Annotated in this window: 26 protein-coding genes; 22 read left to right on the plus strand and 4 right to left on the minus strand. The window is 28.6% G+C overall.

The window, feature by feature from the left end; translation table 11 throughout:
- The first annotated feature begins 145 nt into the window (after positions 1-145).
- Positions 146-289 (plus strand): hypothetical protein, encoded by a 144-nt coding sequence (locus I4V63_RS00080; RefSeq protein WP_195999551.1) that lies wholly within the window; start codon positions 146-148, stop codon positions 287-289.
- 42 nt (positions 290-331) lie between these two features.
- On the opposite strand, the gene I4V63_RS00085 is transcribed toward I4V63_RS00080, so the two are convergent.
- A complete protein-coding gene (locus I4V63_RS00085) occupies positions 332-787 on the minus strand; it encodes a threonine/serine exporter family protein (RefSeq protein WP_195999532.1) in 456 nt (151 codons plus the stop codon).
- Positions 788-791: 4 nt separating this feature from the next.
- Positions 792-1,550 carry a threonine/serine exporter family protein gene (locus I4V63_RS00090; protein WP_195999282.1) on the minus strand — a complete coding sequence of 253 codons (759 nt, stop codon included), beginning with the start codon at positions 1,548-1,550 and terminating at the stop codon, positions 792-794.
- Positions 1,551-1,689: 139 nt separating this feature from the next.
- Here I4V63_RS00090 and glyA point away from each other — a divergent pair, with 139 nt between their 5' ends.
- From glyA to I4V63_RS00185, 18 genes are all read left to right on the plus strand, one after another.
- Positions 1,690-2,928, plus strand: coding sequence for a serine hydroxymethyltransferase (gene glyA, locus I4V63_RS00095; RefSeq protein ID WP_195999283.1), 1,239 nt, complete (start codon positions 1,690-1,692; stop codon positions 2,926-2,928).
- A 224-nt stretch (positions 2,929-3,152) separates the two neighbouring features.
- A complete protein-coding gene (locus tag I4V63_RS00100) occupies positions 3,153-3,905 on the plus strand; it encodes an exodeoxyribonuclease III (RefSeq protein WP_195999284.1) in 753 nt (250 codons plus the stop codon).
- A 311-nt stretch (positions 3,906-4,216) separates the two neighbouring features.
- Positions 4,217-4,933 (plus strand): carbonic anhydrase, encoded by a 717-nt coding sequence (locus I4V63_RS00105; RefSeq protein WP_195999285.1) that lies wholly within the window; start codon positions 4,217-4,219, stop codon positions 4,931-4,933.
- Between the two features lie 72 nt (positions 4,934-5,005).
- Positions 5,006-5,308 carry an urease subunit gamma gene (locus I4V63_RS00110; protein WP_195999286.1) on the plus strand — a complete coding sequence of 101 codons (303 nt, stop codon included), beginning with the start codon at positions 5,006-5,008 and terminating at the stop codon, positions 5,306-5,308.
- A gap of 16 nt (positions 5,309-5,324) precedes the next feature.
- A complete protein-coding gene (locus I4V63_RS00115; protein WP_195999287.1) occupies positions 5,325-5,660 on the plus strand; it encodes an urease subunit beta in 336 nt (111 codons plus the stop codon).
- Positions 5,660-7,375, plus strand: a complete 1,716-nt coding sequence (gene ureC / locus I4V63_RS00120; protein WP_195999288.1) for an urease subunit alpha — start codon at positions 5,660-5,662, stop codon at positions 7,373-7,375. The genes I4V63_RS00115 and ureC overlap by 1 nt, the downstream gene beginning before the upstream one ends.
- An 18-nt stretch (positions 7,376-7,393) precedes the next feature.
- On the plus strand, positions 7,394-7,858 hold the full coding sequence (gene ureE, locus I4V63_RS00125; RefSeq protein ID WP_195999289.1) for an urease accessory protein UreE: 465 nt from the start codon (positions 7,394-7,396) through the stop codon (positions 7,856-7,858).
- Positions 7,848-8,549: an urease accessory protein UreF gene (locus tag I4V63_RS00130; protein ID WP_195999290.1), complete on the plus strand. Its 702-nt coding sequence runs from the start codon at positions 7,848-7,850 to the stop codon at positions 8,547-8,549. The genes ureE and I4V63_RS00130 overlap by 11 nt, the downstream gene beginning before the upstream one ends.
- Positions 8,550-8,655: 106 nt before the next feature.
- Positions 8,656-9,267, plus strand: coding sequence for an urease accessory protein UreG (ureG, locus tag I4V63_RS00135; RefSeq protein ID WP_195999291.1), 612 nt, complete (start codon positions 8,656-8,658; stop codon positions 9,265-9,267).
- 1 nt (position 9,268) lies between these two features.
- Positions 9,269-10,117 (plus strand): urease accessory protein UreD, encoded by an 849-nt coding sequence (locus tag I4V63_RS00140; protein WP_195999292.1) that lies wholly within the window; start codon positions 9,269-9,271, stop codon positions 10,115-10,117.
- 480 nt (positions 10,118-10,597) lie between these two features.
- Entirely contained in the window at positions 10,598-11,800 is a 1,203-nt protein-coding gene (locus I4V63_RS00145; protein ID WP_195999293.1) for an ammonium transporter, read from the plus strand.
- Positions 11,801-11,836: 36 nt separating this feature from the next.
- Positions 11,837-12,349, plus strand: coding sequence for an AmiS/UreI family transporter (locus I4V63_RS00150; protein WP_195999294.1), 513 nt, complete (start codon positions 11,837-11,839; stop codon positions 12,347-12,349).
- 76 nt (positions 12,350-12,425) lie between these two features.
- Complete coding sequence (locus tag I4V63_RS00155; protein WP_195999295.1) at positions 12,426-13,154, plus strand: N-acetylmuramoyl-L-alanine amidase; 729 nt, start codon at positions 12,426-12,428, stop codon at positions 13,152-13,154.
- A 169-nt stretch (positions 13,155-13,323) separates the two neighbouring features.
- Positions 13,324-13,962 carry a hypothetical protein gene (locus I4V63_RS00160; RefSeq protein ID WP_195999296.1) on the plus strand — a complete coding sequence of 213 codons (639 nt, stop codon included), beginning with the start codon at positions 13,324-13,326 and terminating at the stop codon, positions 13,960-13,962.
- A gap of 193 nt (positions 13,963-14,155) precedes the next feature.
- Positions 14,156-16,135 carry a YgiQ family radical SAM protein gene (locus I4V63_RS00165; RefSeq protein ID WP_195999297.1) on the plus strand — a complete coding sequence of 660 codons (1,980 nt, stop codon included), beginning with the start codon at positions 14,156-14,158 and terminating at the stop codon, positions 16,133-16,135.
- Between the two features lie 180 nt (positions 16,136-16,315).
- Complete coding sequence (locus I4V63_RS00170; RefSeq protein ID WP_195999298.1) at positions 16,316-16,465, plus strand: hypothetical protein; 150 nt, start codon at positions 16,316-16,318, stop codon at positions 16,463-16,465.
- 37 nt (positions 16,466-16,502) lie between these two features.
- Complete coding sequence (locus I4V63_RS00175; protein WP_195999299.1) at positions 16,503-16,649, plus strand: hypothetical protein; 147 nt, start codon at positions 16,503-16,505, stop codon at positions 16,647-16,649.
- Positions 16,650-17,043: 394 nt separating this feature from the next.
- Entirely contained in the window at positions 17,044-19,143 is a 2,100-nt protein-coding gene (locus I4V63_RS00185) for a sodium-translocating pyrophosphatase (RefSeq protein WP_195999301.1), read from the plus strand.
- A 164-nt stretch (positions 19,144-19,307) separates the two neighbouring features.
- On the opposite strand, the gene I4V63_RS00190 is transcribed toward I4V63_RS00185, so the two are convergent.
- On the minus strand, positions 19,308-20,474 hold the full coding sequence (locus I4V63_RS00190) for an amidase domain-containing protein (RefSeq protein ID WP_195999302.1): 1,167 nt from the start codon (positions 20,472-20,474) through the stop codon (positions 19,308-19,310).
- Between the two features lie 170 nt (positions 20,475-20,644).
- Between I4V63_RS00190 and I4V63_RS00195 the strand changes: the two genes are divergently transcribed.
- The 3 genes from I4V63_RS00195 (at position 20,645) to I4V63_RS00205 (ending at position 22,835) form a co-directional block, all read left to right on the plus strand.
- Positions 20,645-21,580, plus strand: coding sequence for a metallophosphoesterase (locus tag I4V63_RS00195; protein WP_195999303.1), 936 nt, complete (start codon positions 20,645-20,647; stop codon positions 21,578-21,580).
- A gap of 72 nt (positions 21,581-21,652) precedes the next feature.
- Complete coding sequence (locus tag I4V63_RS00200; RefSeq protein WP_195999304.1) at positions 21,653-22,396, plus strand: SDR family oxidoreductase; 744 nt, start codon at positions 21,653-21,655, stop codon at positions 22,394-22,396.
- A gap of 31 nt (positions 22,397-22,427) precedes the next feature.
- Entirely contained in the window at positions 22,428-22,835 is a 408-nt protein-coding gene (locus tag I4V63_RS00205; protein WP_195999305.1) for a hypothetical protein, read from the plus strand.
- Between the two features lie 156 nt (positions 22,836-22,991).
- Here I4V63_RS00205 and I4V63_RS15500 read toward each other — a convergent pair.
- Positions 22,992-23,236: ATP-binding protein (locus I4V63_RS15500; protein WP_243280412.1), on the minus strand; the 245-nt coding region annotated here is incomplete at its 5' end.

Genomic DNA, 23,236 nt, shown 5'->3' on the forward strand with positions numbered 1-23,236 from the left:
TGGGGTTTTGTTTTATATAAATAAAAGAAAAATTATATAGATTATTTTAATTTAAAAGAGCATCAAGAAAGGATAAAAATAAGTTTTTTGAATAAAATAATATATGTAAGTACATATACTTATAGTTACTAAGGAGGAATCGTTAATGAAAAGCAAGATGATGAAAAAAGCAAATAGAAAACTTCGTAAGGCTAAAATGAAAGGCAATCTTCTTATGGAAATGGCTGAGGATTTCAAGGACTTAGTTACAAATGCTAAAGTATATAAAAAATTAAAGGGAAAAAAATAATATAATAAAAATAATCTCAACAATTAATTGTTGAGATTATTTTTATTTTTGAGCAAACTTTTTTCTTTCTTTTTTTCTTTTAGCACTAAATATTAATCGTGTTAATGTAGAAACAAATAAAACTCCTAATGCTAAGGTGCCAGCACTTGCAAAGGTATTTAATCCTAATTCTAATGATTTAATAATATTACCTGATATTGCTTCACGCATTGTATAATACATACCACTACCAGGAACTAGTGGAATTAAAGCACATACAACAAAAGTTGTAACAGGTGTTTTAAAAATTCTAGCAAGGACTTCGCTATAGATACTGAAAATTACAGAAGAAATAAAAAGTGATGTAATTTCTGTAGCACCTAGCTGAAGAGGTAAAGAGTAAAAAAACCAACTAATTCCGCCACCAAGTGCTGCAAAGAATATCTTTTTGCCACGTATATTAAAAGCAATACAAAAACCAAATGTTGCAAAAAAAGAAATAAGTGTAGCTATAATAATCATATTAAAGACCTCCAATATTAGTAATCCAGAAGCTTAAAACAGCACCAGTACCAACTGCAATAGCAATTGCAACTAAAAACGCTTCAGAAGCTCTTATAACACCAGATAGCAAATCACCTGACATAGTATCTCTAATAGCATTAGTAATGGCTAATCCGGGAACCAGAAGCATTATAGCGCCAATTATAGTTTGATTTAATTGACTTGCTATTCCCAGCTTAAAAAGTATTATTGCAAGAAGTGCAGTTATACCGCTACAAATACTATTAATGAAAAAAGCATTAATACCTATTTCAGACCATTTTATTGTTAATGTTTTTATTACTAATCCAATTAAAAAGGCTGCAAAAACATCTTTAAAAGTACCTCCAAATAATACAGAGAATGATCCAGCGCCTAATGCTGAAAAAATAATAATCAATGGTTGAGAATAAGTGTCACCTTTATTGATTTTATTTAATTCATTTTTAAAATCATCAACAGATAAACCTTTAGATACTATACTCCTAGATAAATCATTTACTTTATCAATTTTATTTAAATCTACAGTTCTATTTGACACTCTTCTAGTCAATGAATAAATTTTACCACCATGACAAATAGAAGCCATAATTCCAGTTGGAGTTGCAAAACTTTCAGCTTGTTCAGCACCGTAAATTTTACAAATTCTCCAAATCGTTTCTTCAACTCTATAAGTTTCACCACCATTTTCTAATATCATCTGTCCTGCAAGCATAGCTACTTGAAGTATTTCATTCATAATATAAAACCTCAATTTTTAATATTTTTTATGTATTATACCATAATAAAAATTATAAATGTAGAATAATATAAAAAAGTAGTTGAATAATTTCTAATTTATATTTATAATTTTATAAAAAGATAATTGGGGTGATTACATGAATTTTGTAAATTTAAAGAATGAAGACAAAGAAATTTATGAGTTAATGGAAAAAGAATTAAAGAGACAAGAAGAAGGGATAGAACTTATCGCTTCAGAAAATTTTGCATCAGAAGCAGTTATGGATGCTATGGGATCTCATTTAACTAATAAGTATGCAGAAGGATATCCTGGGAAACGTTACTATGGGGGCTGTGGAGTAGTTGATCAGGTTGAAGAAATTGCAAGAAATAGGGCCAAGGAATTATTTGGAGCAGAACATGTTAATGTTCAACCACATTCAGGTTCACAAGCAAATATGGCTGTGTATTTTACAATTTTAAAGCCAGGAGATACTGTTCTTGGAATGGATTTAAGCCATGGTGGGCATTTAACTCATGGTTCACCAGTAAACTTTTCAGGAAAATTATTTAACTTTGTATCATATGGAGTAGATAGTGAAACTGAAAGAATTGATTATGAAAATGTTAGACAGATAGCATTAAAACATAAGCCAAAACTTATTGTTGCAGGTGCTAGTGCTTATTCAAGAGTTATAGATTTTAAAAAGTTAAAAGAAATATGTGATGAAGTTAATGCATATTTTATGGTTGATATGGCTCATATTGCTGGATTAGTTGCAGCTGGAGAACATCCTTCACCAGTACCGTATGCTGATTTTGTTACTTCTACTACTCACAAGACTTTAAGAGGCCCTAGAGGTGGATTAATTCTTTGTAAAGAAAAATATGCTAAGGATTTAGATAAAAATATATTTCCAGGTATGCAGGGCGGACCATTAATGCATGTTATAGCTGCAAAAGCAGTTTGTTTTAAAGAAGCATTAGATCCAAGTTTTAAAACATATATGAAAAATGTAGTTTTGAATTGTAAAATATTAGGTGAAGAATTGGTTAAGTATGGATTTAAATTAGTATCTAATGGTACAGACAACCATTTAATATTAGTGGACTTAACTAATAAAAACATAACAGGTAAAGAAGCAGAAATACTTTTGGATAATATAGGAATAACAGTTAATAAAAATACTGTTCCAAATGAAACAAGAAGTCCATTTGTAACATCAGGTATAAGAATTGGTACAGCAGCTGTTACAACTAGAGGATTTGATGTAGAAGCAATGAAAGAAATTGCAAGTATTATAAATGAAGCAATTGAAAATAAAGATTCTGACTTATCAGAGTTAAAAACAAAGGTAAAAGCACTTTGTAGAAAACACCCTTTATATATTAAATAATAAAGAAAAAATTATATTGAAAAGTTTTTTTAATATATACTGAAAATATAATAGTTTAGTTAGTTATAAAATTAAAGTGGCAAGTTTCAAGTTAGGGTATAATTTATCTTAGTTTGTCACTTGTCATTTATTATTTAAAGAAGTTATACACGATGGCTTTAGTATTTCTTATATTAGGAGTGACATTTTAAAATATATTTTGCGGAAATATACAGGAGGAAGAGATGAAATTAATATCATGGAATGTAAATGGAATTAGAGCATGTGTTCAGAAGGGATTTTTAGATTTCTTTAATGAAGTAGATGCTGATATATTTTGTATTCAAGAAAGTAAACTTCAAGAAGGGCAAATAAATTTAGAGTTAGAGGGATATCATCAGTATTGGAACTATGCAGATAAAAAAGGATATAGTGGAACAGCTATATTTACTAAACAAGAACCTATGTCAGTATCTTATGGCTTAGGTATAGAAGAACATGATAAAGAGGGAAGAGTTATAACATTAGAGTTTAAGGACTTTTTCATTATCACTGTATATACTCCAAATTCTCAAAATGAACTAGCTAGATTAGATTATAGAATGAAATGGGAAGATGATTTTAAAAAATATTTAAAAAATCTTGAAAAGGGTAAACCTGTAATAGTTTGTGGAGATTTAAATGTAGCTCATAAAGAAATAGATTTGAAAAATCCAAAAACTAATAGAAAAAATGCTGGATTTACTGATGAAGAAAGAGAAAAATTCACATCATTATTAAATGATGGGTTTATTGATACATTTAGATATTTTTATCCAGAGACTACAGGGATTTATTCATGGTGGTCATATAGATTTAATGCTAGAAAAAATAATGCAGGATGGAGAATAGATTATTTTATAGTATCAGAAGCAATAAAAGATAGACTAGAAAATGCTAAAATACATACAGAAGTTTTAGGATCTGATCATTGTCCTATTGAATTAATTATAAAATAGGGTGGTTGTAAGTTGAATTTTTTTAATTTAGCTTACAACCATTTTTTTTTATGTCATAAATAATTTTGTCAATAAAATCTTTAAAGTGAAGCTTTCTGGTACTAGGTATATAAATAAAGAATTAAGTAGACTTTCCTATAAATATTGCAAGTAATATTTATAGGAAAGCTTTTATATTTTTAAGTTTACTACTATCTAAAAGTAAAAATTTATGAATATGTTATTGAATTTTGGTTGATATTATAGTTAGAGCGTTTAACTAAATATATTGCTAGTTATATTATACAAATTTATTAAGGAGAGTTAAGAATATGAAGAAGAATTTGATAGCAGCTTTAATTATTGGTTCATTTATTTTAGTTGGATGTGGAGATAATACAACTAATAATATGCCTAATAATAAAGGAGATAATAGTGCAAGTGAAAATAAAAGTGAAATTGTAGTAGTCGATACGACAATTTCATCAGCTGATGAGGCATTACAAATGTTGAAGGATGGGAATGTTAGATTTTCTACCGATACATCTATATTAAGAAATATTAGTTCAGAAAGAAGAAATGAATTAAAAGATGGTCAAAATCCCTATGCAGTTATTGTATCATGTTCAGATTCTAGAGTTACTCCAACTACCATCTTCAATGCAGGATTAGGAGAAATTTTTGATGTAAGACTTGCTGGAAATGTAGTTGACGATGATGCATTAGGTTCAATTGAATATGCAGTAGAGCATTTAAATACTCCATTAGTTGTTGTAATGGGGCATGAAAGTTGTGGAGCAGTAACAGCTACATATAATGACGTTATTAAAGGTGAAAAAGTTACTGGAAATATGGAATCTTTTGTTGAAAAAATTACTCCTAGTATCAATAAAGAAGGTACAGTTGATGATGCAATTCATACAAATATAGATAGAGTTGTACAAGAGATTTCAGAAGATGAAGCAATTAAAACACTTATACAACAAGGGAAAATTAAGGTTGTAGGAGCATACTATAATTTAGATGGAGTTGTTAATTTTAATGAATAATAGCATTAAGAAATGGGAAAATTATGTTTAATAAAGTAAATTTATTATATAAAAAATAAGGAGGAATGTATTTTGCATTTAACAATTAGAGAACAAGAAAAATTAATGATTGCTGTTGCAGCAGATGTTGCTCTTAAAAGAAAAAGCAAAGGATTAAAATTAAATTATCCCGAAGCTATGGCAATTATAACAGATGAAATGCTAGAAGGGGCTAGAGAAGGAAAGACAGTTGAATATTTAATGGATTATGGAACAAAAATATTATCTAGAGATGATGTTATGGAAGGAGTTCCAGAAATGATTCATACTGTTCAAGTTGAATGTACTTTTCCAGATGGAACAAAATTAGTAACAGTACATGAACCAATTAAATAAGGAGGGATAATATAGTATGGTACCAGGAGAAATAAAAGTACAAGAAGGAAATATTGAATATAATGCAGGAAAAAAAGCTATAAAATTACAAGTTGTAAATACTGGAGATAGACCAGTACAAATAGGTTCACATTATCATTTTTATGAAGTAAATGATGCTTTAGATTTTGATAGAAAAGCTGCTTGGGGAAAAAGGTTAGATATTCCATCAGGAACAGCAGTGAGATTTGAACCTGGAGATAAAAAGGAAATAAATTTGATTGATATAGGTGGATATAGAAGAGTTTATGGTATTAGAAATATGTGTGATGGATTTTTAGATGGAATGTCAAAAGGGAGCGGTGAAAAGTAATGAGTTTTGAAATAGATAGACATAGATATGCAGAATTGTTTGGTCCTACAGAAGGAGATAGTATTAGGCTTGCTGATACAGATCTTTTTATAAAAATTGAAAAAGATTATACTGGGTACGGTAATGAATGTAAATTTGGTGGAGGTAAGACTCTTAGAGATGGGATGGGTCAAAATGCCACACAAACTAGTAAAAATCCACAATTAGCAGATTTAATAATAACAGGAGCAACAATTGTTGACTATACTGGTATTTATAAAGCAGATGTAGGTATTAAAGATGGTAAAATATTAGCTATTGGTAAAGGTGGAAACCCAGACACAATGGATAATGTAGATTTCCTTGTAGGGGTAGGAACTGAAGCACTAGCAGGTGAAGGAAGAATATTAACAGCTGGAGGTATTGACACCCATGTTCATTATATTCATCCTGGATGTGCTGAAGTTGCATTAGAAAATGGAATAACTACATTAGTAGGTGGTGGAACAGGTCCAGTAGATGGTACAAATGCTGTTACTTCAACTCCTGGACCATGGAATATTAAGAGGATGTTAGAATCAGCAGAAGAATGGCCAATAAATGTTGGTTTATTAGGAAAAGGTAGTGGAGCTAATATTGATGTTAATGCCGAACAAATAGAAGCAGGGGCAATTGGACTTAAAGTTCATGAAGATTGGGGAGCTACAAGATCAGCTATTAATTATGCTTTAGAAACTGCTGAAAAGTATGATATACAAGTTGCATTACATAGTGATACTTTAAATGAAGGTGGATTTGTAGAACATACAATCCAAGCTATAGCAGGAAGAGTAATTCATACATATCATACAGAAGGAGCAGGAGGCGGTCACGCACCAGACTTAATGAAAGTCGCATCTCAAATAAATATATTACCAGCATCTACAAACCCAACAAAACCATATACTGTTAATACAATAGCAGAACATTTAGATATGCTTATGGTTTGCCACCATTTAGATGCAAAAGTTCCAGAAGATATAGCATTTGCAGATTCAAGAATAAGACATCAAACAATTGCAGCAGAAGATATATTCCAAGATATGGGAATATTTAGTATTATGAGTTCAGATACTTTAGCAATGGGAAGAATCGGAGAAGTTGTAGCAAGAACTTGGCAAACAGCTTCAAAGATGAAGAAGCAAAGAGGAACATTCCCAAATGATAGTGAGTATAACGATAATAATAGAGTTAGAAGATACATAGCTAAGTATACTATTAATCCAGCTATTGCACAAGGTATGTCTAAATATATTGGTTCAATAGAAGTTGGAAAGATAGCAGATTTAGTACTTTGGGAACCACCATATTTTGGTGTTAAGCCACATTTGGTAATTAAGGGAGGTATGGTAGTCAGAGGAATAATTGGAGATGCAAATGCATCAATTCCAACATGCCAACCAGTTATATACAGAGATTGTTATGGTGCACTTGGAAAAGCAAAGGAATCAACTTGCATTACTTTTGTATCAAAATATGCTTATGAACATGGAATTAAAGAAGAATTAGGATTGAAAAAGATGGTATTACCAGTAGGAGGAATAAGAAATTTAACAAAGAAAGATATGAAGCTTAATGATGCTACTCCAGAAATTAAAGTTGACCCACAAACTTATGATGTAACTGTTGATGGAGAATTAGTAACTTGTGAACCAGTGAGTGAAGTACCATTGGCTCAAAGATATTTCTTGTTTTAATATAAAGGAGAAGGTTATATGATTTTTAACAAGGTATTAGGAAATATTGATGAATATAAAGATTTAGATAATATTCATTTAGAAAAAATTTATATAAGTAGTGAAGATGCTTTAAAAAGAATTCTAAGAGTTAATTCAGATCATAATCATGAATATGGGATTGCATTAGAAGAAAATGTAGAACTAAGAGATGGAGATATACTTTATAAGGATGATAAAAATATTGTTATTGTAAAGATTAAAGGTGATGATGTTTTAGTTATTAAGCCTAATAATATAACTGAAATGGGAATTATAGCACATTCTCTTGGAAATAGACATCTACAAGCTCAATTTGAAGATGGAAAAATGATAATTCAATATGATGCATTAGTAGAAGGTGAATTAAAGAGAGATAAAATTAATTATTCTAGAGAAAATTTGAAGTTAAAGAAAGCCTTTAGGCACGTAGAATTTGGGCACACTCATACACATGCCAATTAATAATAGCATTACGGATGTATTAAAAGTAATACAAATATGTGATTCTAACTTTCCAATAGGTTCATTTAACCATTCTTATGGTATGGAAACTTATTTGAGATTAAAAAAAGTTTATGATACAAAAACATTTAGAGAATGGATAAAGGTGTATTTAAATGAACAATTTATATATAGTGATGGTTTAGCTATAAGAATGTTATACGAATATTTAAATAATGAGGATTTAAATAGTATTTGGAATTTAGATAATAATATTACAGTTCAAAGTGTAGCCATTGAAACTAGAACTGCAGGAAAGTTAGTTGCAAGTAGAATGCTTAAAATTTTTAAAGACTTATATGATTTTAATTTATTAAATGAATATAATGAAAAAATTAGAAGTAAAGAAGCTTTTGGTCATCCAGCAATAGTATTTGGGATGTTGATGTATTCTCTAGGTTTTAATATGAAGGAAGCTATAATTTATTATATGTATAGTACAGTATCTACATTAATTAGTAATGCGGTTAGAAGTATTCCTTTAGGTCAAAAAGATGGGCAATTATTACTAAAGGAATTTAGTGAGAAATTTGAAGAACTATATAATATTATTATTAATTTAGATTATGATTATTTTGGAGCAAATAGTCCAGGATTAGAAATGTCACAAATTAAACATGAAATAATGGAATTTAGATTATTTATGTCGTAAATAAAAAAAGATATAAATTACTTTGAGTTATGAGTAAGATACACTTACCCATAACTCAAATAACTAATGTCAATTTTAAATTTAAAACTGAAAGGGTGTTGAATAGGTGAAACCAGTAATTATAGGAGTAGGTGGACCAGTAGGAAGCGGTAAAACATTACTAATAGAAAGATTAACAAGAGCTATGAATAATGAGTATAGTTGTGCAGTTATCACAAATGATATCTACACAAAAGAAGATGCTAAATTCATGGTTAAAAACTCTGTATTAGATGATGATAGAATTATTGGAGTTGAAACAGGTGGATGTCCTCATACTGCAATAAGGGAAGATGCTTCTATGAATTTTGAAGCACTTGAACAATTAAAAAGTAAATTTGATGATTTAGATATTATTTTCTTAGAAAGTGGTGGAGATAATTTAGCAGCTACATTTAGTCCAGATTTAGTTGATTTTTCAATTTATATTATTGATGTTGCTCAAGGTGAAAAGATTCCAAGAAAAGCAGGTCAAGGTATGATTAAAAGTGATTTGTTTATAATTAATAAAATAGATTTGGCTCCATATGTTGGTGCTAATTTAGATATAATGAGACAAGATACATTAGCATTTAGAAATGAGAATAGTTTTATTTTTACTAATTTAAAAACTGATGAAGGAATTAATAGTGTTATTAGTTGGATTAAGAAAAATTGTTTGTTAGAAGGAATTTCATAATATGTTTAAAGAAGCAAAAGAGAAAAGTAAATATTCAGGCTTCATAGATTTAGTACTTGATAAAAAAGATGATAAAACAATTGCAACGAAAAAGTATTATGAAGGATTAGTAAAAGTATCGCCAACTATTAAAATGGATAGAGAAAATATACCTACATATTATCTTTTACAACTTGGTGGAGGATATATTGAGGGAGAAAAATATAAAAATGTATTTAGGTTAAAAGATAATACTAGGGCTATAATAACAACACAAGCCTCAGCAAAAGTTTATAAGTGTTTAAATGGAATTAAAACTGAGCAAGAAACAGAAATAGGGTTGGGAAAAAATAGCATTTTGGAATATATAACTGATAGTGTCATTTTATATAAAGATGCTATATATAAACAAGTAAATAATATTTATTTAGATAAGAGTTCTACACTTATTTATAGTGATGGAATTACAGCAGGATGGTCTCCAGATGGGGATAAATTTACATATAAAAGTGTTCAATTGAAAAGTAATGTTTATGTAAATAATAAGCTCGTTTTATTAGATAATTTATTTGTTAATCCAAGTGAAAATGATGTTACTAAATTGGGTTTTTTTGAAGATTATTCAAATTTTGGAACGCTGCTTGTGATTAATGAAAATATAAATGAATTTGTAATAAGTGATTTAAGAGGTATAATTGAAAAATTAAATTTACCTATAGATTTTGGAATATCAAGATTAGAAGTTAATGGATTTGTTCTTAGAGTATTAGGAAATTTAACACAACATATAGAAACGGCAATAGGCGCTTGTCATAATTATGTAAGAAGAAAATTTTTAGGATCTAATAATTTAGTTATAAGAAAATACTAGAATAAATTATATTCTAAGTTTAATCAAAAGAAAAGTAAGAGTGGAAAGTTTAGTATGAATAAATAGATCATGACTAATTTTAAAGAATAATTTTAAAATAACTTTGCAATATCGATTGAATTTTGAAAGTTGAATATGATAAAAGACCTTTTGGATTGGAAGCAATATAATCACTGGCAATGGAGTTCAAAGCTTTTCAAGGAAAGATCTTAAATTTATCAAAAGATAATAAAAGTAATTCACCGACAACTGTGATTGGATATTGATTATATATAAGTAACTAAATTATAAATGAATCCATAATAATGACAACCTTTTATGTAAGTTTTAATTTTGTGGTAATTCAATAGTAACATGAAATTAGGTGAGCGTTATTTTTTATACAAAAAAACTGCCGAGATCTTGATATATAAAGATTTAAATAGAAAAGTAGTGTAAATATAAGCTTTACGCTAACACAAAAGTTAAAGGAGTGATTCTATGATTATTCATGGTGATGTTACTTTTATGATATTAGCTACTATACTAGTTTTAATTATGACACCAGGATTAGCATTTTTCTATGGTGGATTAGTGGAAAGAAAAAATGCTTTAACTATTATGTTTCAAATTTTTATTTCAATTGGTATAGTAGGTTTATTGTGGATATTTGGAGGATTTAGTCTTGTTTTCGGTGATGATATTGGTGGTGTAATTGGTAATCCACTTCAATTTTTTGCCTTAAATAATGTAACATTTAAAATGGATTTGAGGTATAGTGAAACAATACCATTTATTCTTTTTTTTATGTATCAAATGATGTTTGCGATTATTACAGCACCATTAATGACAGGAGCATTTGCAAATAGATTAACTATTAGTGGGTGGATAAAGATATTAATTATTTGGATGATACTTATTTACTTCCCTGTTGCACACTGGGTTTGGGGTGGAGGATTCTTAAGTAAATTAGGATTCGTAGACTTTGCCGGTGGAGCAGTTATACATATTACCTCTGGTTTTGGCTGTTTAGGTGGAATTTATGTATTAGGTGAAAGAAGCGTTAAAAATGAGAATGGACCATTTAATTTAGGATTAGTAGCTATAGGAGCTGGATTGTTATTATTTGGATGGTATGGATTTAATGCTGGTGGAACAATAGCAGCTGCAGATATAGCAGCAATTGTTTTTACTAATACAGGTGTTGCATCTGCAGCTGGTATGATAGTATGGCTTATTTTATATGCAATTCATGCTAAAAGAGCATCTTTTTTAGAAGCTATAATCGGAGCAGTTGCAGGACTTGCGACTATAACACCAGCTTCAGGATATGTGACTCCTTTAAGTGCTGTAATTATAGGTGCTTTGGGTGCAATAGTATGTTTCTTTTGTGTTGAATTTGAAAGAAAAATGTGGGATGATGCACTAGATGTTTGGGGAGTTCATGGAGTTGGTGGTTTATTAGGAACTTTATTAATTGGAGTGTTTGCAGATCCTAGAGTAAATGGAGTAAGTGCAGGATTACATCAATTTTTAATTCAGCTTCTTGGATCAGCTATAATTGCAGTATATTCTATTTTAGTTACATTTATAATTTTTAAAGTTTTGGATATGATTAAAACAATAAAGGTAAGTGAAGAAGTTCAATTAAAGGGATTAGATCAAGAATTCTTTAAAGAAAGTTATGAAACTAAGAATGAATAGAAGAACATAATATTAAAAATACAAAGGAGGAGTACTATGCTAGGAGTAGTTTTAATTTACGTAGGAGTAGTCCTTATTTTAAATGGAATAGGAAGGTTGTGTAATATAGATGCTAAATCAAGTGCCGTATTCAATGTATTTACAGGGCTGTTATCATTTATTCTAAATATTGTAGCGGTAATACAAGGTAATTACTTTGCAGCTGGCACTGGATTGTTATTTGGATTTACATATCTATATATTGCAGCAAGAAATATATTTAATTTAGATGGAAGATTATATGGATGGTATTGTTTGTTTGTAGCAATAAATACAATACCACTTGCATTTATAGATGCTAATACTTTTAAATTTATAGACTTTACAGTAGGAAATATTTATTGGGTAATTATTTGGTTATTATGGGGATTATTATGGCTAACTGGATTCATAGAATTAGTTTTGAAGAAAGATTTAGGAAAGTTTGTAGGATATTTATCAGTATTTGATGGTATTGTAACCGCATGGATTCCAGGATTTTTATTATTAATAAATATGTATCCTAGATAGAAAATATTATAAAAATAAAGGGCTAATTACAATTATGTATTAGCCTTTTGATTTTTGATGAAACAAAGGAGAAAAAATGATTAAAAGAGTACTATTATTATTTGTAGTAATATTTTTATTTATTAATTTAGTTTCAATAAATTCAGCAATGGCTAATGTAAATGTAAAAAATGATGAAGATGAATTTATAGTTTGTATAGATCCAGGTCATCAAGGAAAAGGTGATTCAAGAGGGGAGCCTGTTGCACCAAATTCAAGTAATACTAAACCAAGAGTTTCATCTGGAACTGCTGGGATAGCGACAAAAAATCCTGAGCATGCTATTAATTTGGAAGCAGCGTTAATATTAAAAGAGTTATTATTAGAAAAAGGTTATACGGTTGTTATGACAAGAGAAAAAGCCGACGTAAATATTAGTAATGCAGAAAGAGCACAAATTGCAAATAATGCAAAAGCTGATATTACTATAAGAATACATTGTGATAGCATAAATGATGGAGGAAAAACAGGTACGGTAATTTTAGTTCCAGCTAAAGACGGTAAATATACAAGTAAAATTTTTGAAGCGAGCAATAAATATGCTGAAATATTAAAGAGTAAGTTACAAGAAGGTAATATAAAAGTAAATGGAATATTTGAAAGAAGTGATATTACTGGATTTAATTGGTCTACGGTTCCTGTAGTTATATTAGAAATGGGATTTATGAGTAATTATAATGAAGATAAAATGTTAGCAGATAAATTATACCAAATGAAATTAATGGAATGTGTTTCAAGTGCAATAGATGAATATAAGAATACTTAAAGACTTGGGGGGAGGGGATTAAAGGTTAAATGATTAATTGAAATAAAAATATAAATTATGGATAAAATAAAAACATGAATCATAAGGATTAATATATTAAATGTTTTGTGATTTGAAAATATTAATGTACAAGCTAATCTAATAGGCTATGGTATTAGGAGGGGTAATCTTGAAAAAGTATGATTTAATTTATTATTGGCAAAATTATTTGATAAATCAAGAAAATATGGAGTTTAAACCAGATGCTTATGTTTTAAAGGTTTCATTAGTGAATTCCTATAGTAGAGATTACTTTTGTAACTGGTATTCGTTTAAATGCATACAAGAATTAATTTCTTTTATCAAATATGTATTAATACCATCAACATATATTACTAAGGTATTTGGTAAAGAGGAAGATACTATATTTTTAGATGCATTAGACTATTATGAAACTATGGAATTAATACAAGATGCTGAGAATATTCATAAACTTGAATTAATAAAGGATATTAAAGATGATTATGATTTTATTGAAGATTTGAAAAAAAAATTTAGTATTGAAGATTTGAAAAAATTTTTTAATATGACTAATGAAAGAAGACATGGTGATGTTGGAATACTTTCAAAAGTAGAATTTTTTGAGAATGTAAAGGAAATAGGTAGAGATTTAGTTAAAGAATTTGAAGAAGATAATATGTTAGAGGAACTTGAAAGTCATATGGATTTAAATAAAAATCAAATAATTGCATTATTCGATGGTATTGATAATAATCCATTTATGTTAAAAAGGTTAGGAACATATTTAAGTAATACATTAGTATTTTAAAACAAGTCAATAGTATGCTTTTATAGAGTGATTATAAATATTTTTTATTTATACACTCTTTTCTTTTAATAAATATTATGGTAATTTATTATGAAGTATTAACATTAATGCAAAAGGATGCTATATTAATAGATAGATAAATTAAAAATAATAGTATTAAATAGATATTTACTAAAATGAAAGATGTGATTAAATGAACAATAAATTTTTACCTATTAGTAGAGAAGATATGAATGAAAGAGGCTGGGATCAATGCGATTTTATTATTGTAACTGGTGATGCTTATGTGGATCATCATAGTTTTGGTACAGCTGTAATTTCAAGAGTATTAGAACATGCTGGCTATAAGGTTGGTATAATTGCACAACCAGATTGGCATAGTACAGAAGATTTTATGAAACTTGGAAGACCTAGATTAGCATTTTTAGTTAATGCAGGTAATATGGATTCTATGGTTAACCATTATACTGTTAGTAAAAGAGTAAGAGGAAAAGATCTATACTCTCCAGGCGGACAAATGGGCTTGAGACCTGATAGGGCTACAATAGTATATTGTAATAAAATAAGAGAAGCATATAAACATATAAATATTTGTATTGGTGGGGTTGAAGCTAGCTTAAGACGATTTGCACATTATGATTACTGGGAAGATAAGGTTAGAAAATCAATGTTAACAGATAGTGGTGCAGATTTATTAATATATGGTATGAGTGAAAAACAAATAGTTGAAGTGGCTCATTATTTAAATGAAGGTTTTGAGGCTAAATATATTAGACATATACCAGGAACATGTTATTTAGTTGATAGCTTAGAAGAGGTTTATGAAGAACATATTGTAATTCCATCATATAAAGAGGTTTCAACTGATAAGCTTAAATATTGTGAAGCTTTCAAGATTACATATCAAGAACAAGATCCTATTAGAGGTAGAACTATAGTACAAGATCAAGGTGATAAATATCTTGTAGTAAATAAACCGGAAGTTATTTTAAATAGAGAAGAATTAGATGAAGTTTATGATTTACCTTTTACAAAGGAATATCATCCTATTTATGAACCTATGGGAGGAATTCCAGCACTAGAAGAGGTTAAGTTTAGTATAGTAGGTTCTAGAGGATGCTTCGGAAATTGTTCATTCTGTGCAATAACTTTCCATCAAGGAAGAGCAGTTCAAAGTAGAAGTAAAGAGTCTATAGTAAAAGAAGCTAAAGAAATGACTGAAATGAAAGACTTTAAGGGGTATATTCACGATGTTGGAGGTCCTACTGCGAACTTTAGAAAACCTGCATGTAATAATCAATTAACAATAGGTGCATGTAAAGTTAAGCAATGTTTAAGTCCAGGGGTATGTAAAAATATGGAGGTAGATCATAAAGAATTTGTTGATGTACTTAGAAGTGTAAGAAGTTTACCTAAAATTAAAAAGGTATTTGTACGTTCAGGTATTAGATATGATTATGTAATGGCTGATAAAGATGATACATTCTTTAAAGAGTTAGTTGAACATCATGTAAGTGGACAGTTAAAAGTTGCTCCTGAACATGTATCTGAACAAGTATTAAAGTATATGGGTAAACCAGCAGGAAAAACTTATGAAGAGTTTAGAAAGAAGTTCTTTAAATTAACAGAAAGAGCTGGAAAGAAACAATATATAATTCCATATTTAATGTCAAGTCACCCAGGAAGTACATTAAAAGAAGCTATTGAACTTGCGGAGTATTTAAGAGATATTAAATATCAACCAGAACAAGTACAAGATTTTTATCCAACGCCGGGAACTTTATCAACTACAATTTTTTATACTGGATTAGATCCAATAACATTAAAGCCAGTTTATGTTCCAAAAACAAAAGAAGAAAAAGCTATGCAAAGAGCATTATTACAATTTAGTAATCCTAAGAATTATAACTTAGTATACGATGCTTTAATAAAAGCAGGAAGAGAAGATTTAATTGGTAATGGGCCTAAGTGTTTAATTAAATCTAAAGAGCAAAGATATAAGGAAGCTCATGGATTAGCTAGACCAAAGTCTAAGAATAATGGAAAACATAAATCATCTTCAAGTAGAAATGGTAAGGCAAATGATAAAAATTCTTCAAGAAGAGGAAAAGAGAATTCTTCTCGTCGAGGAAAAGATAATAGAAATTCTAAAAATAAAAAAAGTCGTAGATAGTTAAAAAGAAAGCAGTGTAGTAAAGTTGTTTACTACACTGTTTTATTATAAATAGAAATATTAAGCTTGGATAATTATTCTAAAATGCATTAAAGCGTTAATAATATGAAATTTATAACTCGAATAAGTTTTTGAAAAAGCCATAAAATAATAGTATCAAAAGATAAGGAGGTTTTTAAAATGAAAAAAATAGATACATTACTAAGTAGAGATGTAGCAAAAAAAATGATCATTGATGGTGAACCTTGGAATAAAATAATGGAAACAACACATTTAAGATTAAAAGACTTAAAACATATTCAAAGAGATGAGATAAATCCAAAATTCTAAATTATATAAAATTTTATTTGAGAAATGAGGAGTTAAAATGAACAAGCGAGAATATACTAAAGAAAATTATTTAAAAAATGGAAATAAAACACAAAGTAATAATCCAAAAAATAAATATGTAACAACAATTGAAGAACCTGCTCTTAATGAAAGTGGTATAGAAGCAAAGAAAAAAGGTTTTTAAAAAATATAATAAATTTAAAAAGAGGTTGTATAAAATTATACAACCCCTTTTTAAATATATAATATCTATTTTAGAGAACATTGTTTGCATACATTTATAGTTTTTCCATTTTCGTCTTTCTTTGACCATACCAATTTTACTCTTTTTCTTCCACAAATTGGACATGTGCCACGCCAGTTTGGTAATGTTTTAATGTATTTTCCACGTTTTTGTTTACTCATTTTTTCATTGCTCCATTTCTCTTTTCATTATGTTAGATTATATTAAATTTTTTAATTATATATGCTTAAAATTTTTCAAAATATTAATGGTTAAAAGTTCTATTATGAAGAGTAAAAACTATATATAGAAATGTAGAAGGAATAATATTAATATTATCAAGGGGGAGAGGATTATGAAATTAATAGTTTTTGCACCTGTAGGAGCGACATTAGCATTACTCTTTGCTGCATATTATACTTATACAATCTTTAAGGTTGATGAAGGAACTGATAGGATGAAGTATATTGCAAGTAGTATAAGAAAAGGGGCAAACGCTTTTTTAAAACGCCAATATAAAGGTGTTGCTATATTTTTCGTAATCATGTTTATCATTTTATTTATTTTATCAAGATTCAATTTTGTTAGTATCTTTATGCCATTTGCATTTCTAACAGGTGGAATATTCTCAGGTCTAAGTGGTTATTTAGGTATGAAAATCGCTACAAATGCAAATAGTAGAACAGCAAATGCTTGTACTAAGAGCTTAAATAGCGGATTAAGGGTTGCATTTTCAAGTGGCTCAGTAATGGGGCTTGTTGTTGTTGGTTTAGCATTAGTTGATTTTAGTATTTGGTTTGGTATATTAAATTTTTATTATGGTGCAATGCCTTTAGATGAAAGAATAACAATAATAACAACAACAATGTTAACGTTTAGCATGGGGGCTTCATCAATGGCTTTATTTGCAAGAGTAGGTGGAGGTATATTCACTAAAGCAGCAGATGTGGGTGCCGATCTTGTTGGTAAGGTTGAAATAGGAATACCAGAAGATGATCCAAGAAATCCAGCTGTTATAGCTGATAATGTTGGTGACAATGTTGGTGATGTTGCTGGTATGGGAGCTGACCTTTATGAATCATATGTTGGGTCTATATTATCTTCTTGTGCTTTAGCAGTTGCAGCAGGGCTATCAGTAAATGGAGCTGTAATTCCAGTAGTAATAGCTTCTATTGGAGTAGTGGCATCTATTCTTGGAAGTTTCTTTGTAAAATCTAAAGAAGATGTTTCTCAAAAGGCATTGTTAAGTGCGTTAAGGAGAGGTACTTATTTTTCAGCAATAGTTATTGCAATTGCATCTTACTTTGTTGTATCTAATGTATTAGGAAGGGGACACATAGGTATTTATATTTCAATTCTTTGTGGTTTAGTTGCGGGATTGTTAATAGGCTTCTTCACAGAATATTATACTAGTGATAATTATAATCCAACAAAGAGTATTGCAAAATCTTCAGAAACTGGTGCTGCAACAGTTATTATAACTGGTTTATCAGTGGGGATGAAATCTACAGCAGCGCCTGTAATAATAATTGGGTGCTCTATTTTAATAAGTTTTGTTTCTTCAGGGGGATTTAATAATTTTAATATGGGGTTATTTGGAATAGCAATATCAGCAGTTGGTATGTTATCTACACTTGGTATTACATTAGCTACAGATGCTTATGGACCAGTTGCAGATAATGCTGGAGGAATTGCTGAAATGGCTGGATTACCTTCAGAGGTAAGAGATAGAACTGATGCTTTAGATTCGTTAGGAAATACTACAGCTGCAACAGGAAAAGGCTTTGCTATTGGATCAGCTGCATTAACTGCCTTAGCATTTATAGCATCATATAAAAATTCTATAGAGGTATTAGCTTCAAGTAATAATATAGCATTTGAATTTGATTTATCGGTTTTGAATCCACAAGTTTTAATTGGTGCATTTATTGGAGCAATGGTTACATTTGTATTTTCATCTTGTACTATGAGTGCGGTAGGAAGAGCTGCTAGCAAGATTGTTGTTGAAGTAAGAAGACAATTTAAGGAAATTAAAGGGTTAATGGATGGTAAAGCAGAGCCAGATTATGCTTCATGTGTAGATATTTGTACAAAATCATCTCAAAAGGAGCTTATAGTTATTGCAGTAATAGCAATAGCAACTCCGTTGATAGTAGGCTTTATTTTAGGTCCTAATGGTGTTGCTGGACTATTAGCAGGTGCAACTATATGTGGATTTGTATTAGCTGTAATGATGTCTAACTCTGGTGGAGCATGGGATAATGCTAAGAAACATATTGAATCAGGAAATTATGGTGGTAAGGGTTCAGAATGTCATAAAGGAGCCGTTGTTGGTGATACAGTAGGAGATCCATTTAAGGATACTTCAGGACCAGCTTTAAATATATTAATTAAGTTAATGTCAATAGTATCAATTGTATTTGGCATGGTTATATTATCATTCCACATATTTTAAAGTAGTTAATAATTAATAGTTAAGAGTTAATAGTTAAGAGTTAATAGTTAAGGAATAAATTCAGCTAAGCTGAATTTAAAAAATATATAATTAAGGAGCTTCTTAAGGAGTTTCAACCTTAACTATTAACTCAAAACTATATAAAACTATTAACTCTTAACTATCTAATAGTGTACATCAATTAAATGAAATTTTATATTACTATTACTCCAACCTAAATCATATGGTACAAGCATTCTATCCGTATTATGGCACGTTACTAGAGGATAACCTTTTGAATCTAACCCTGTTACTGTTGAAACATGAGTTATTCTTCCTTTTTTCTCATATGCAACAATATCACCAGGACGTAAATTAAAGGCTGCTTTATAAGTTTCACAATAGTTACCTTTAGCAATATAAGAGCCGCGTCCACTACTTATTAAGTAATTTTTAAATCCTTGTGCATTGACCCATGCTTTTGTAGCAGATTTGTTACAATAAGACCAAGTATCATTTTTCTTAAATCCACCTCCCTCATACATAATTTGAGAAGCAAAGTTTGCACAATCACCACCATCTGGATTAAAGTTTTTATAATCTTTATTATATTTAAATAAATGTTCTTCATTATCACTAATTCCACAATACTCGTGAGCATAATCTATTGCTTTTTGAGTTCTTTCATCAGGTGTGTAATCAGGTTTAGTATGATTTAAAATAGTTGATTTAATATCATCACAGTTAAGATTTTCTAAATCTAAGGAATCAGCTAGTGGATCAGTATACCACTCTTTAGTTATAATATATCTATTACCATTATTTTTTAAATTAATATAATGACATGTACCTAGTTTAAATAAATTTTCAATTGTAGGTTGATCTTCATAGCTATAACAAAACGTTGTACATGCGTAGCATACAACATTATAAACATCTTTTTCTATTTCTTTTACATTGCATACTTTTATTATTGAATTTATTTTTGTAAAGGAAACACATTGTTTTTTACACCAATGATTAAAGTAATCAGTTTTAGTAACTTCTTTTTCATAAGCCCATTTGCCAACTTTTTTATCTAAATCATAGAATAGCTTTAAGCCTTCACTATCTCCAGTTAGAATTGCAGAATTCCTATTTAAAAATATATTTTCAACAAGTGGCTGGAATTCTTCTATTAATTGATGATTTTTATCATCAATATTTTGTGTTATATCTGTATTTTCTAAAGATAAATTACATTTGTCTAATGATACATGAGCCGAAGCAGTTACAGATCCTAGATTACATATAATTAATATAAATGAAAGTATCTTATAAAAATAATTTTTCTTGTAAAGATATAGTTTCATAACAATCATTACTCCTTATGAATTAAGTTTATTTTTTCTTTAGTAAATTTATAAATAATATTAAATATAGTTTGTGCTATTAATACATTTTTTATATATAAATTATTAATAGGTTATCAATTAGTATTTATAATTCATAATATATTAGAAATAATTTAAATGAGGATAGCATGTCAGTAAAGGAATTAGAAAACATATATGAAAATGGATTTACATTAGATTTTGATGATAATAGTAAAATAGTGTTTATTTCAGATGTTCATAGGGGTGATGGAACATATTCAGATTCACTTTTACCTAATAGAAATATATATATAACTGCATTGAAATATTATTTAAAAAATGATTATATTTATATAGAGGTTGGAGATGGAGATGAACTATGGAAAAATAAAGATTTTAATGAAATTTCATTTTTTTATGATGATATCTTCAAAATTTTAAATAAATTCAATAAAAAGAATAGTATTTATTGTATATTTGGCAATCATGATATTGTTAAGAAATGTGGAAATTTTAAGGACAAGGAGGAAAAGGCTTTAAAAAAAATTGGAGCAGATTATGGTGATGAATTTATTAAATTCATTAAAAATGTAACATTTTATCCTGGAATGAATTTAATGTATAAGCCATTAGGAGAAAAGTTTTTAGTTGTACATGGACATCAACTTGATTTTTGGAATAATGAAGTTTGGAGAATAAATGAATTTTTAGTACGATATATATGGAAATTCTTAAATGGAATAGCTGGATTTAAAGATCCTACAAGGTCAGCAAAGAGTAAGACTAAAAGAAGTAGAATAGATATAAAACTACAAGATTGGGCAAGGGATAACTGTACTATGCTTTTATGTGGGCATACTCATAATACAAGATTTCCAGGACTTTATGAACCACCATATTTTAATGATGGATGCTGTGTTTATCCATATGCAATAACGGCAATTGAAATAGAAAAAGGGATGATTAAATTAGTTAAATGGATTATAGATGCGCAGGATACTGGCTCTCTTTGGGTTACTAGAAAAAATATTGCAGGACCAGTTAAGATATCCGAGTATTTAAACTATGCAAAAGAAGAAAGATTAAGAAAGAGAAAAAAGTAGATTTATTTAATTATTTTTGATATAAAGAAAGAATTAAATTATAATATAATTAAAACTAGAGAGGAGACTATAATGAGCAGTTTAACAGGAAAAGTAGCACTTGTAACTGGAGCATCAAGGGGAATAGGAAGTGCTATTGCAAAAAAGTTAGCTTTAAATGGTGCAAGTGTTGTTATAAATTATTCAAAGGATGATTTAGGAGCTAATAATACATTAAAAGAAATAACAGATAATGGCGGTTATGCAAAGGTAATAAAGAAGGATATTTCAGATTATAATAATTGTCTTAATTTAATAAATGAAGTTATAGAAAGTTTTGGGAAAATAGATATATTAATAAATAATGCAGCTAAATCAGAAGTAGGATTATTTATGGATTTTAAAAAGGAAATTATAGAGCAATTAATGAATGTTAATTTATTAGCTCCAATGTATTTAACTCAGGCGACATTACCATTTATGACTTCTAAAGGTAGTGGGAATATAATTAATATTTCATCAATGTGGGGAGAAAGTGGTGCTTCTTGTGAAGTTGTATATTCAACTACAAAAGGTGGATTAAATTTATTTACTAAATCTTTGGCAAAAGAAGTTGCTTCTTTTGGAATAAGAGTAAATGCAATAGCGCCAGGCGTAATTGATACTGAAATGAATAGTTTTTTAGAAGATACTGAAAAGGAAGAATTAATGAATGAAATTCCAATGGGAAGATTTGGGACTGTTGATGAGGTTAGTAACACTGTATTATTTTTATGCCAAAGTAATACCTCGTATTTAACTGGGCAAATAATAAGGATCGACGGCGGATTTTTATAATAAACTAAGGAAAGTGAAGTTGGTGATGTCAATGATCAAAGTTAAAATAGAGAAAAATAGATTAAATGAACCAATATTTAAACTTGGATTTAAAAATTTAAGTGAAAAGGAAGAAAGATTCTTAAAAAGAGCATTAATTGAAGGAAAAGAAATTTCAGGTATATATAAATATGAAATACCACTAAAATATTTTGTGCCGATAATGAATAATATAGATAAAGAAAATATAAAACTTGATAGATATAGTAAGTTATCTTTTTTGGAATTTTCCGATGACTTCGATGAGAAATATTTTTATATTTTAGAAGCTAATGCGAAATATATGAAAAGATGGAGAGAAGAAGGGTGTCCTAATATTTTCAAAATTGAAATAAATAAAGATACTTTAGAAATTAAGAAAGAAATTATATTCAAAAAAATTCAAAGAGTGTATGTTTAGGCTAAAGTGACAAGTGACAAGTTAGAAAATAAAGTTAACATAAAGTAATTATATTTTTCAACTTGCAACTTGTCATTTTTATTAATAAAAATATTGATTTATAATTAGGTTAATTAATTTATATTTGAATTAAGAACACTTTATTTTTTAGTAGTATTATTCAAATTCATCAATTACTAAATCTTGCTTTTTTAATGTAAATTTAAAAATAACACCATTTTCAGTATTACTTATAGAATATTTGCTTTTATGAAGGGTCAAAATTCTTTCCACTGTTGCTAAACCTAGGCCATAGCTATTTTTACTTCTATCTCCAGATTTATCTAATCTATAAAATTTTGCAAATATATTTTCTAATTCATTATCAGGTATAGTAATACCTTTATTTTCTATTGAGATTA

This window comes from Clostridium sp. 1001271B_151109_B4, assembly GCF_015670405.1.
GTDB lineage: Bacteria > Bacillota > Clostridia > Clostridiales > Clostridiaceae > Clostridium.